Origin of the sequence: Okeania sp. KiyG1, from assembly GCF_014132355.1 — a bacterium.
Lineage (GTDB): Bacteria > Cyanobacteriota > Cyanobacteriia > Cyanobacteriales > Microcoleaceae > Okeania.
Window position 1 is genome coordinate 1 of record NZ_BLZO01000023.1, and the last position, 13149, is coordinate 13149.

7 protein-coding genes and 1 pseudogene are annotated in these 13149 nt (G+C 37.6%); 3 read left to right on the plus strand and 5 right to left on the minus strand.

The genetic code is table 11. From position 1 onward, the window contains the following. The first annotated feature begins 305 nt into the window (after positions 1 to 305). The gene (locus SAGCYANO_RS02350; protein WP_202218615.1) at positions 306 to 2339 is read left to right on the plus strand and encodes a Cache 3/Cache 2 fusion domain-containing protein; all 2034 of its coding nucleotides are present in this window, start codon (positions 306 to 308) and stop codon (positions 2337 to 2339) included. An 887-nt stretch (positions 2340 to 3226) separates the two neighbouring features. Here SAGCYANO_RS02350 and SAGCYANO_RS02355 read toward each other — a convergent pair. Next, positions 3227 to 4324 carry a PstS family phosphate ABC transporter substrate-binding protein gene (locus SAGCYANO_RS02355; protein WP_202218616.1) on the minus strand — a complete coding sequence of 366 codons (1098 nt, stop codon included), beginning with the start codon at positions 4322 to 4324 and terminating at the stop codon, positions 3227 to 3229. Positions 4325 to 6404: 2080 nt separating this feature from the next. Between SAGCYANO_RS02355 and SAGCYANO_RS02360 the strand changes: the two genes are divergently transcribed. After that, the gene (locus SAGCYANO_RS02360; protein ID WP_202218617.1) at positions 6405 to 7181 is read left to right on the plus strand and encodes a hypothetical protein; all 777 of its coding nucleotides are present in this window, start codon (positions 6405 to 6407) and stop codon (positions 7179 to 7181) included. A 427-nt stretch (positions 7182 to 7608) separates the two neighbouring features. Here SAGCYANO_RS02360 and SAGCYANO_RS02365 read toward each other — a convergent pair whose 3' ends face one another. Together SAGCYANO_RS02365 and grpE are read right to left on the minus strand one after the other, a co-directional pair. Then, a complete protein-coding gene (locus SAGCYANO_RS02365; protein WP_202218618.1) occupies positions 7609 to 7962 on the minus strand; it encodes an STAS domain-containing protein in 354 nt (117 codons plus the stop codon). 120 nt (positions 7963 to 8082) lie between these two features. Then, positions 8083 to 8733: a nucleotide exchange factor GrpE gene (gene grpE / locus SAGCYANO_RS02370; protein ID WP_202218619.1), complete on the minus strand. Its 651-nt coding sequence runs from the start codon at positions 8731 to 8733 to the stop codon at positions 8083 to 8085. Positions 8734 to 9928: 1195 nt separating this feature from the next. Here grpE and SAGCYANO_RS02375 point away from each other — a divergent pair. Next, the gene (locus SAGCYANO_RS02375) at positions 9929 to 11497 is read left to right on the plus strand and encodes a SpoIID/LytB domain-containing protein (protein WP_237395625.1); all 1569 of its coding nucleotides are present in this window, start codon (positions 9929 to 9931) and stop codon (positions 11495 to 11497) included. 735 nt (positions 11498 to 12232) lie between these two features. Here the strand turns inward: SAGCYANO_RS02375 and SAGCYANO_RS02380 are convergent. Further along, a complete protein-coding gene (locus SAGCYANO_RS02380; RefSeq protein WP_202218620.1) occupies positions 12233 to 12430 on the minus strand; it encodes a hypothetical protein in 198 nt (65 codons plus the stop codon). 376 nt (positions 12431 to 12806) lie between these two features. Further along, positions 12807 to 13114, minus strand: a pseudogene (locus SAGCYANO_RS02385) (2Fe-2S iron-sulfur cluster-binding protein). Positions 13115 to 13149 lie beyond the last annotated feature (35 nt).

The following is a 13149-nucleotide window of genomic DNA, read 5'->3' on the forward strand; positions in this document are numbered from 1 at the left end:
AAATTTCGATCTATCCAGCTAAAAAATATTAATGCTTTCCTTTTTTTAGCAAAAATCAAGATATTATTATGTACGAAAATCTACAGGAAAAACAAAATCATGAAGATCAATAAAACCATTCAAAATGACATCATAAAAGAAAAGAAAAACCTCAAAAAAAAGCTAAAATAATCCAACAAAAAATCTACCACTTTTTACATAAAACATTAACTATTAATAATGCTAGTAAGCCACAAATAATCGCATTTTACACCTCACTAATTCTTGGTGGAGTTAGTTTAACATTAGCTATATTTGGGTCTTTATTGTACACCCTAGAACAAAAAGAGAGATTTGATAATGCTAAACAGCAAGCTCAAAGGGAAACAGCTAGAGTTGCTTTAGAAATCGATCGGCAACTATATTTTGCCCAAAAATCAGCTATTTCTGTAGCTAACGCCCTTAGTTCTGGTCAATTAAGTGATGGGGAATTATTGGAGCGACTTAAATCAGAAATTGAGGCAAATACGGAACTTTTAGATATTGGCGTTGCTTATCAACCCTTTGCTTATCAACCGGATGTCAAGTTATATGCACCATACTATGCAAGAATAGACGAAAAAATAGAACTATTTGAAACCGAAATTAACTATACTAAACCCAAATATGCTTGGTACAATAATACCCTGAACAAAGGACCACATTGGGGAGAGCCATATTTGTGGAGTGACACTTCTACAGTCAGAGATCCAGTAGTCGGATTTTATACTCCTTTTTATAACCCAAATATTCCAGAGAAATCTCTACGAGGTATCGTATATAGCGAATATTCATTAAGCCAAATTCGACAGTTGATGGAATCTCTAGACTTGGGTAGAACTGGCTATGGATTTATCATTTCTAAAACTGGAACTTACCTTTATCACCCTAATGAAGAACTTTTTAAAGCTCAAGCAAATGTCTTTGATATTACTTATGAAAATAAGGATGAAAAACTCAGAGAATTAATTGTTAGAGCTATTCAAGGTACACCAGTAGAAGCAAATTTAACAGATGATGTAACAGGTCAAAATTCTTGGTTATTTTTGCGGACAACTAATCGGAATGGATGGGTAGTAGGAATAGTATTTATTCAAGATGAAATTTTACCAGATTCTGCAGTCACAAGACGTAAACTAATTGGTCTTAGTATTGCCTATCTTTGGTTTGCTGTTTTTCTCTCAATTCTACTCTTTCAAGCTTACCTGGGAGGGGTAAAACGAATTGCATTAGTATCATTTATAATTACGACATTCTTTATAGCAAATATTGGCTTTGTTTGGAACTTAGTCTTGAGAGCAAGAACTTATACAGCAACTCGAAACCTTTTGCTCAGTGATACTGGGGTAACACAATTATTGGCTCCTCAAATAGAGTTGAGTCAAGAATTAAATCAAAAACCACCCCTAATTGTTCCTACAGGAGTTTTTATTCAATCATTTGATTTTACCAGTGCAAAAGATGCTTTTGTTACAGGTTATATATGGCAAGAATACCAAGATGGTGTACATGATGATTTATCTCGTGGCATTATACTTGCTAATGCTATTGAAGATAGTGATTATGAGTTAAGAGAAGATTATCGACACAAAAAAGATGGTTTAGAAGTTATCGGTTGGTATTTTGCTTATACTCTCCGGATGGATTTTAATTTTGATTATTATCCTTTTGATGATAAAGATTTGAAAATTCGGATTTTGCATCAAGATTTCAATAATGGAAACTTAAGTCGTAGGGTGATTCTTGCTCCTAGTTTAAGTAGTTACAGTGTAATTAACCCACGAACCACACCAGGGGTAGATCGAGAAATGGTACTCGGAGAATGGTATCTCAGAGATAGTTTTTTCGAGTATGTATTTAAGACATACAATACTAATTTTGGTTTGCTAGATTCTGCTCCAAAAACTAATTTTCCAGAACTTCAATTTACTGTTATTTTACAAAGGTCTTTCTTAGGTCTGTTTATTTCTAAACTAGGACCAATGATTGTAGTTTTGACTTTGTTATTTGCAGTGCTACTGACTTGTGACAAAGAACAAACAATGGAAGTTTTGGGAGCTGCTGCTGGTTTTGTATTTATTGTTATTTTGGATCAGGTGACAGTTAGACAACAAATTATTACTAAAGGTATTGTCTACTTAGAGTATTTTTACTTTGTTGTTTATTTATACATTTTCTTGGTAACTTTGAACTTTATTCTCTGGAGTTTGAAGCCCGATCTTAAGATTTTTAAGTATAAAGATAACTTTATTTTTAAGGCGCTTTATTGGCCGAGTATGATGAAAATTTTACTACTAATCACTATTTTGGTATTTATTTAGGGTTTGCTGAAAAAGTCTTATGGGTCAGGACTTACGCAAATTGACCTTTAAACCACTATTTGTAGGGGCGCAATTCGGAGCTTTGCGGAGCGCAAATGGCATTCGCCCTCCCCATAAGTAGAGTCTCTGCGTAAGTCCTGTGGGTGAGGGTAGGAGTCAAACCACCCCTACCCCTGCCCCTCCCAACCCACCCCTGCCCCTCCCAACCCACCCCTGCCCCTCCCAGGAGGAAGGACCGAGTCAGGATAAATGGGAATTACCGAATTATTAATTATTAATAATTAGTAATTAAATAATTATGGTTTAAAGCCTCCCCTTTTAAGGGGAAAAAGCGGTCGAGGGATGGCGTTTGCTATCGCAAAGCTGCGCTAAAAGCGGAGCGGCTCTGATAAGAGCGGTCCCCTCGCCATATCCAATCGACCAAGAGAAGAAATAATATTTCCTTATATTCAATCCTCTCGGTTTTAACCAGAGGTAATTATCAATTATCCATTATCAATTATCAATTAATGAAAGAGGATGTAGTTGGAAGAATTGTCCCTTTTTCTCCATGAATGGAGAGGCTTTATACCTGAATTTTTCGGTAATGGTGTATTGTAATGGTATAGCTAGTGGGAGCATCTTGCTCCCGTTCTAACGTCACTGTGCAACGCCAAAAATAAAATTAATTATCGTACTAGATACATTAATTCTTTCTGCCTACTCCCTACTCCCTCTTTTGGAGGAGATGTCTATTAGACATCTCCAAAAATCAAAAATAAAATCAATTATCGTACAGAAATTATCAATTACTCCCCTCCCAGGAGGGGAGGGCGAGGGTGGGTTCCCTATTCCCTATTCCCTATTCCCTCTTTTGGAGGAGATGTCTATTTGTCAACTCAATTCAATCAACTACCACCAATTTTCTCTTTTTCTTTTTCAGAGAGAAGTTTATCAATCAGTTTAACCCCTACTGCAGATTCTCCCTCAAAAACTGAGCCAGTAGTCAGCTCTTCAAAACGCTCCGTTATTTTCCCTTGCAAAAATCCGGGTAAAGGTACATATCCCACTTCTGAAATTACCTCTTGATTCGCAACATCTATTTGATAATCAACAAAAGCTTTAACCAGGGGTATTTTTTCTAGGGAATTCTTGCTCACATATAAAAATAATGGACGAGATAGTGGAGCATAAGTACCGTTAGCTATAGTTTCACTGCTTGGCTCCACACATTGACCAGTATCATTATCAATAGTAATTAGTTTCAAAGCATCCTTATTTTCTTCATAGTAGGTAAAACCGAGGAAACCCAAACTACCCCAGTCAGATTCTATACCCTGAATAATGATATCATCATCTTCACTGGCCTTATAGTCTTTGCGACTTTTACCTTCTTCCCCATTAACAGCATCAGTAAAGTAATCATAAGTACCAGATTCGGGATCGGGAGCATAGAGACTCAGAGGTTCTTCAGGAAATTCATCACGAATTTGCTTCCAATTGGTTATTTTTTCCCCATCGCCATCATCAGGTTGCCAAATTTTTGTTAACTCTTTTAGGGTCAGGCAGTCTGCCCAATCATTGTCGCGATTAGCAATTATAGAAATACCATCGAAAGCAATAGGAATTTCAACAAATTCTATTCCATTTGCCTTACAGAGGTCAATTTCAGACTTTTTAATGGGACGGGAAGCATTTGATATATCTGTGTCCCCAATACAAAACTTTTTTAGTCCTGCTCCAGAACTAGATATTCCCACAATTATCTGATTTTCCGGATTATCATTCATAAATTTTTGAGCCATTGTATCCGAGAGCGGAAAAATTGTACTTGAACCATCAACTAGAACATATTCTCTGTTCTCAGTATCTTCTTCGTTTGCTTGTGGAGATGTTTCGGTAGTGGAAGTTATTGTTTCATTATTGCCACAAGCACCTACGATCGCAAGTAGAGTTACTGCAAAAAAACGGAGAGATTGGTTTTTCAATTGTATTACTAAATTCATAAATTTTAGAGTAAGATTTTACTGATAACCTCAATCATTTTACCGAAAATTAAGGTATAAAGCCTCTCCATTCATGGAGAAAAAGCGGTCGTAGCGGAGCTTCCCGTAGGGTGGGATGGCGTTTTGCTCCGCAACAGATAAAGCGGAGCGGCTCTGTCACTCTTCGGGTCTCCTCGCCATATCCAATCGACCAAGAGAAGAAAGAAATTCCTTTTAACCCAATCCTCTCCTTGAAAAGAAGAGGTAATTCTAAATTCTAAATTCTAAATTCTAAATTCTTGAACACTTATCCATATTCAATATTAGACCTCTCCGGAAAAGAGGGAGCAGGGAGTAGGTGGAAAGAATTGATGATTTTTACGCGATAATTGATTTGATTTTTGACGATCGCCAGATATTTATTGAGATCAATTTTCTCTTCAGCTAATATTTTTAGTTTAGTTTTGTGGGAAAATTATTATTATCTAATCAGGACTTACGCAAAATATAAAATTATACACCATCTGTAGGAACGCCATTCGGAGCTTTGCGTTAGCAAACGGCCGAAAGCTTGCGCATAACTATCGTTAACGCCCCTACTATATGTGGTGGTTATGCGTAAGTCCTGCTAATTACTAAGCATGAAAATTAGTATAAAATCCGTAGCTTGCTTAGATATTTATACTATATAAATTATCTTCATTTACCTCGATCGGGAATCAAATTCTCAGATTACTTATGCCAGCATAAATACTTACTGAATCCTTGACTCCTATTGACCACTATAATTTTCTTCTTACTTCTTACTTCTTACTTTTGACTTTTGACTGTCAGATATGCGTCTTACATTCTGGAGGGGCTGTGTGCGGAATTACTTCTGCACAGTAGACGCCCCGTAGGAAACCTCGCCAATTAGCACTCGATGCATGACTTATGTTTTTATGCTACATTTTGTGGTGCGGAATGTGGGTTTTAAGGGGGATAAGATCGTAAATGTACCTCATCTTTACCGAAAAGCGACGTTGAAGGCTCCGGTGTTTTAACCGGGGGATGAAAACAAGGGAGTAGTTTAGACTAGACAACTTTAGTTGTCCTGTGCTAATATTACCAACAAAAAGTTAGCAGAACGCTAGGCATTGGACTTAGCTGACTGTGTAGGGGCACCACGGAAATTGTCCCCAAAGAATATATCTTTGGTCAGCTAAGAATAGATGAAGCAACACAGATTTATCTTGTTGCGTAGTATCTACTTAGAATCCCCGTGACTTGAGTCCGGGGAGTAGTCAAGAGAAATGCTATACCTGTGACATACTACCACGCTAACCCCAAAGGTATAGCGTAAGCTCTCTCGCTTCATAGTCCTGCCATTGCGTGGGACTCAACGAAGCTCTAAGGACGGGATGCGCCGCCGCCCTTTTTGCAAATAAAAAAGCTGCTCACCTAGCGCCACAATAAGATTTTACATTCCCAACGGATTACTAGGATGGATGGGATATAACCCCATATCTTATTTTATTTTCATGGTTCATCACTGGCGGTTGTTAACTCAAACCATTTTGAGTCTATCATAACATAAAATTTGTAAATTAATGGGACTAGATGTCCCATTAATTTATCGTCGATTCATCTCACACCAAATTTTGGCGTTGCTGATTCTGGGCATGATTTTGCCCCCGAGCAAGCCAAAATTGGGGGGAATAAAACTCTAAAATTCCCCCAAAATTGGGGGATTTAGGGGGCTTTACCAGAACCAAACAATCGCACACTCATACTTCAATTCAGCAACGCCCAAATTTTCAATTATGGTGTGATGCTTCTTGACGCTCTAGCTAAAAACTTATACTATAATCAGAAATAATATTTATACCCTAACCATTTGTATAACTGTCAAATCATGACTTACGCAGGCATATCAAATCACACACCATCTGTAGGGGCGTTAACGATAGTTATGCGAAGCAAATGGCATTTGCGTTCCGCAAAGCTCCGAATGGCGCCCTCCCTGTATGTAGAGTCTCTGCGTAAGTCCTGACATTTCAAATATTTTTCTCCGGGAAGCTCAACCATCATAAAGATATCCATAATTACAGGAAGTAGAAGAATGAAAACTTCTGGAAATTTTGCTAGCTTTACTGTTGGACTAACTTTAATATTACTTTTGACATTTGGTATTTTGCAATGGCTACATATTTCGGTTGGTAGTTTTTTAGATTGGGTAATTGGGGGTGCTTGTTTTTGGTGGTTATTGTTAATTGTTACGGTTCCCTGGAATATTCATTTTGAAGCTAAAGAGGTATTAGCTGAAGCTGCTGAGTCAAAGCAAAAAGGTATAACAATCGATGCTCAACAAGTTGATTATGTTGCTAAGTTAGCGCGTTTTTCTTTGTGGATAGCTTTGGCCTTACATTTTCTTTCTACAGTTGGGCTTTATGTTTTAGCTATTACTGGTATTAGTGTAGTTGGTTATATCAGTTCTGGTGCAGCTTTATTGTTAACTATTTTGCGTCCAGCTATACGTTTATATCAATATTTAGTTGTACGGTTATCGATGATTCGCCGAGAATTATTGCATCCTCGTGCAGATATTATTGAACTTAGAAGTCGCTTGGAAAATATTGAAAAAACTGTTGAAAATCTAGCAGCACAACTAAGTATTGAAAATCCAGAATCTTTGATATCGAAACAACAACAACACTCCGAAATAACAAGAAAAGAATTAAGTCGTTTAGCAGTGACAATAGAAGATTTAAGAAATACAAATCAAGCAGAACATCATCAGTTAGCTAGAAATTTTGAAAAGGCAATATCTCAACTTTCAACAGACGGGCAATTTCTTAATCATGTGCAGGAAATAATTAGGTTTATTAAAGAAGCTTAATCAGATAAAGGAAGAAGCAAGAGGGAAGAGGGAAGAGGGAAGAGGGAAGAAGGAAGAAGGCTTTACAGCGTTTTTCATTTAGTAGGAACGTTCCATAGAACGTCCCTACAATGTTTTCTAAATCTGCTCTGATTAAGATCGATTGATTTTGACTTTAATCTATATTAAACATGACACTAAGCTCCAAATAAACTGAAGCTTTGTTACAAAGTTTGAATTTGATTTTCTTTAGTAAAAAATTCTAGATTTTATCTGAAATTAAAAATTTCTTCCCGATCATTTTTAGTTAGATGTACCCTCTTGGGAATAGAAAATATTTGAAAGAAATTTTACATCAATCGGGAACTAATGGAAGAAGATTTAATCTACCACTTAAAATACTGGAATCTAAAATCTGAGGTACTAGCTCAAAAATTAATTAAACACCTTAGTTTTTGCTTTGAGGCTGAAGATTTGTATTAGGTTCAACATGGGCTTTATCAAAATCCTCTCGGTTAGGAAATATTTCAAAAACTCGGTCCATGCTTGTTAATTCAAACAGAATTCTAACTTGTTCATTAATAGAACATACAACTAATTGACTTCCAGCAGCTCTAACAGTTTTAAGCGCTAAAACTAAAGCACCTAAACCAGAGCTATCCATAAAAGTTACATCTTTAAAATCTATCAAAATAATATCTGCTCCAGCTTCAACTTGCTCGCTAATTTCTTGGCGAAATGCAGTAGCCTTAGTGCCGTCTAAAATGCCATTAGGTTGAATATACTTAACCACAGTACTCATATTTTCTAGAAGCTATGACTCTAACTATTTACAAACCTAGGCTAGTATACCCCATTACTGAGATTAACTCCAAGTCTATTGATAAGTAAATCAAAACCAATTAGGGTATAAGCTTTTCTGTTATTTGATTGAATTGATAGGACTAACTTTGGCACGGAATAGTAGTTTATCCCCCTGCCGATAGCCAGTATAACGAACTTTTACCAATTCTCCCTCTTGGGCAGATCCTTCCATTAGTTGATGTAACTGAGGGTCAAAAGGAACTTCGGCTCCCACAGGAACAATAGATTCTACATTCCATTGTTGGAGCAATTGCTCTAATGGACGTAACAAAGGTAATATCTTTATTGCTGCTAAACGAGGATTTTCTTTGACTTTATATACAACAGTAGGCCATTGTTGTAACCAAGATTCTAAAATTTGCAAGCTAGACTGCTGAAACTCTTGTGTTAAAAATTGTTTTTGTTGCTCTAAGTTTGCCTGAAGATTGCGATATTCTTTTTCTAATTTTGATGTGGAAGTTGATACTGATTTTTTGACAAGTTCGGGGGCAAAATTATCTAATAATTCTGTTAACGTGATTCCTAATGCTTGACTAATTTTGAGTAAAATATCTACTCGCATTTGTGACCCTAACCCACGTCGCAACCTAATAACCTGCAATTCTGAAACTCCTGCTTTTTGACTTAATTCTTTAAAGCTAGAAATACTTGCTTTATCCATAAAGTTTTGTAACTGGGAGGCATAGTTTTTTGGAAAAGACTGATTCATTTCACCTGATATTAAAATAAAAGAGTAGAGATAATTGTCAATTATACTCATAGCTACTTCGATATAAAAAGGGGTATTGTCAACAATTAATAATTAATAATTAATAATTAATAATGGCGTTGTCTGAAATTAGCCATACATAATAAAAACGTTCTTTTCTCAAGTGCGAGAATATTTTTTCATATTTCCCCTGCTCCCTCTTACTTACTCCCTGCTCCCTAAATTTTTTATCGTGGTTATTCAAAGAGACCTGTTATAAAACCACTTTTTAAGGCAAAATATTTTTGGAGGGCTATTCAAAATCTCTGTTACAAAAATACAACATATTCCATCAGGGGTGAGGTACGCCCATAGTGGGCAAGATGCCTACACTGTAGAACTTCCTTTGTTAATATCTGGACTTCATATACGACCGAATCTGCTGTAACTTCTGATTTCGTTAAAAAGTATCTTCCTATGAGGAGAGGAGAGGGAAAAAAGTAATATCTACCTAAAAAGTATTTTTATTCATGATAATTGTGCATTTATCCTATAGTTTAAACCATAAAAATTCAAAAATATTTGACTGATTATTAAGCTTGATAATCGCTCAAAATAATTAAATTATAGGTAAGCATTTCCTGCGGAATGCTGCGCAAACAGCTATTAGCTGTCAGCTCTCAGCAAAAGGACGAGTGTAAGCATTCAGCTACTAGCGGTCAGCTCTTCCTGCGGAATGCTACGCAAACAGCTTTTTAATGAACTATGTGGTTTGATAGACTATTAAGGTTGACTAATGGACTTTTACCCATACTTTTAATTATTTGAAGTCTCTCAATTACTTTTTGCTCCCTTAAAACTAATAAAGCTGATAGCTAATAGCTGACCGCTGAATGCTTACGGACGAGTTTTTAATGAATATATACTTTCAAGCCAGTTTTGATAGTAAGTATAAATTCTGACTCAATTAGTCAATCTTTTATCTAAAACTAAAAGCAATAGCTGAAGTCTGCAGTTCCGACCTAGGAGGCTGACTGAAGTCCGCAGTTCCGACCACAGGAGGCTAGCTGACGGCTGAATGCTTACAATTATAGTTTTTTTAAATCTAGCTATTTTCAGCTACAAAAACTAGAAAATAAACACTGTAGAGGTAAATAAAATTGCAGACTAAGATACATAAAAATATTTAATTCACAAATTAATTCCGAGTACAATATTGATAACAACCTTACTGCTAGGATTATATAAAATACCAGCAGCAGCTTTAGAAGAATCGAATAAATTGCTCAAAATAGGAGTTATACAACGATTTGGTACTAAACCCACAGATAAAATTACTCTGAGCGCTACTCCTGGAGATAAATTAACTTTAAGCTTTAAAACTCCAGCAGGAGAAGAAACTCTTACTACGGAAAAAGTTGAGCTAAAAATTAAGATGAGACCGCTAGAAAAAGCATTATTAAAAGAGCGGTTAGTTCTCAGCAGTCACCGCAGTTATGAAAATGCTGAAGAAGATGCTGAATTATGGAAAGATAAGGGAATAGAAGTAGAAGTAACCCAACCCGGAAGATGGAAAGTTTGGGCAAAAAGAGAAGTTTATAAAACTCCTTTATTGCGACGTTGGTTACTAGAAAGTCTACAAGCTCATAGTAATACAGATGTATATCTCGATTTGGAAGTTCTCAAACAACGACCCACAGCTTACTGGGAAATGAATGGCTATACTTATCATCGCCATGAATTAGATATTACGGCAGGAAAAGATATAATTACCGTCAATAATCAATTTAACCAAGACACAGCAACACCAGAAGAACGACGTTATGGTGGTTCACTCAAACTACAACCGAATGCTTATGGCAGCTACACATTAGTAAATAATGTCCCAATAGAAACTTATATTCGAGGAGTAGTACCCCACGAATTAGGAGCTTGGCCACCAAAAGCATCCCTAGAAGCTCAAGCAATTTTAGCTAGAACTTATGCACTACGAAATTTGCACAGGTTTGTAGCAGATAATTATGAGTTGTGTGCTAATACTCACTGTCAAGTCTACAAAGGATTAGATGTATACCCAGAAACAGATGAAGCAGTAGCAGCAACTAGAGGAAAAGTCCTGACTTATGAAGATGAATTGATAGATGCTGTTTATTTTGCTGTTAGTGGCGGTGTGACAGCAGATTTTAACGATCTATGGAATGGGACTGAACGTCCATATTTACGACCTGTAGTTGATTCAGCTAATAATATCTGGGATTTATCTACAAATAGTTTAGCTGATGAACAAAATTTTCGTAAATTTATGAGTCTTCAAAAAGGATTTAATGAAGAAGGTTGGATAGAGTTTCGTTGGCGGGAGGTAGTGAGTTTGCCTGGTATAGTTAGCTATTTGAAGAGTTATTTTCGAGAGAAAAAAAGTCCTTTTGCTCAAATTGAAACTGTAAAAAATGTGGCAGTGACAGAGCGATCGCTTGCTGGTCGTGTCCTGAAAATGACTGTGGAAACTGATAAAGGGACTATAGAGTTAAATAAGGACGAAGTACAAAATGCCTTTTGGGTACCTTGGAGTACGCTATTTTATTTAGACCCTATATACAAACCCGATCAAACTTTGTGGGGCTATAGTTTTGTTGGAGGAGGATTTGGACATGGTGTTGGCTTTTCTCAGAAAGGTTCTATTAAGTTAGCTGAGTTAGGTTGGAGTAGCGGTCGTATTCTCGATTTTTATTTTCCTGGAACAGAAATCCAATCTCTCAGCGAGTCGGTCACTTTTGGACAAAATTGAAGAAGGCAGCGGGAGCTGTTTGCGCAGCATTCCGGACCGAAAGGGAAAATTGCTTATGGATAACGACAGGCCACTTCCTGTCTACAAACCCCAAGCAATTGTTCCTTCTCCCCTCAGCATAGCTGTCTTCTGCCTTCGTTTATCAAAATAATATGGGTCTAAAACCCCGCCTTTTAAAGCGTAATATTTTTGGAGAGTTGCTCAAATCCCCGTTACAAAAATAACTTCTGTACGGGCGATTCGCGAATCGCCCCTACTGACTTCTAACTTCTGACTTCGTTAAAGTTAGGGCTTGCTGATTAAATCTCAAAGTCTTTATAGATAAAGGTAAGCGCCTTTTTAAGTATCAAAAAGTTCGAGGTTTTAAGTGGTAATTGTTCAATTAGGAGCGGATTTTGGTCAAGATTTGGGCAGAAAAATTAAGGGACAAAACTTAGATTCTACCTCCTGTAAATTCCGATTTCTCCTGTCTTCCCCTCCCCTCCTGGGAGGGTTAGGGAAGTGAGTTGGGAGGGGAGGGGCGAGGGGTGGGTTGTCTCCGACCTCTACTAAAAAAGACTTTATGAGCGCAAACCCTAGTTAGTTAGTTAGTTGTTCGGTTGAAATAGCAGTCAACTATCCTCCTGCGGAGTAACTTTCCTAGGTCATGCTACGCAAACGTTAACAGCTTCTAGTTGCGTATATAGAACCCCTGAGTGGATCTTTAGACGCGGTATGTGCTTTTGGCTTCCGTCCTCAGTCTGAGCGAGCCAGTGGAAATTCAGGAACGAGAATAGGGGAGGCCAGCGGATGGGACCCCGCGTCGCCCAATAGCACACCTGCTAGCTTCCCTTGCAGGTAGAAAAATACTCTCATCTCCCCATCTCCCCATCCCCATCTCCCCATCTCCCCATCCCCCCATCCCCCCATCTCCCCATCTCCCCATCCCCCCATCCCCCATCTCCTCCTCTATTTTTAAATAGATACCACTCAGGGTTCTATAATGGGGGATACTCAAGAGAAGCCGCTCCGCGTCTACAAACTCCCATTAACACACACCACTAATTTTTCAAATATAGTGGGGGACTTCAAATAGCAGTCAGCACCTCAGCGGTCAGCGGTCAGCTCTCAAAGCATAAAATGGGGTACCCTACCCCCATAACACTCACACCACGAGCTTTTTCACCCTAAGCGTGGGGACACCGAACCCGCCGACTGATAGCTTGTTAAACCCTTGGATTTTTAGGTGATAGCTAAATGCTGTTTGCGGAGCATTCCGGAACGGAAAAGCTAATAGCTAGTTAACTATAAACAATCAAAAAATCCTCAACTACACAAGTGCCTCTTCTTGGTGAGTCATCACAGTGCAGTCTTTTTTAGGATAAGCAACACAAGTTAGCACATATCCTTCTGCGATCTGATCGTCATCAAGAAGGAGCCATCACTTTGATCTATTACATCATCTGCGTTACCTTCTACCTTACCGCCACAGGTGGAACAAGCACCAGCACGACAGGAGTAAGGTAGGTCAAGACCTGCTTCTTCAGCAGCATCAAGGATATAGGTATCATCTGGACAATCAATAGTTTGATTGATTCCTTCTGCTTCATTAATTAGAGTAACTTTGTAAGTAGCCATATAATTTTCCTCTCAATAATTAATTAGACTTGTCG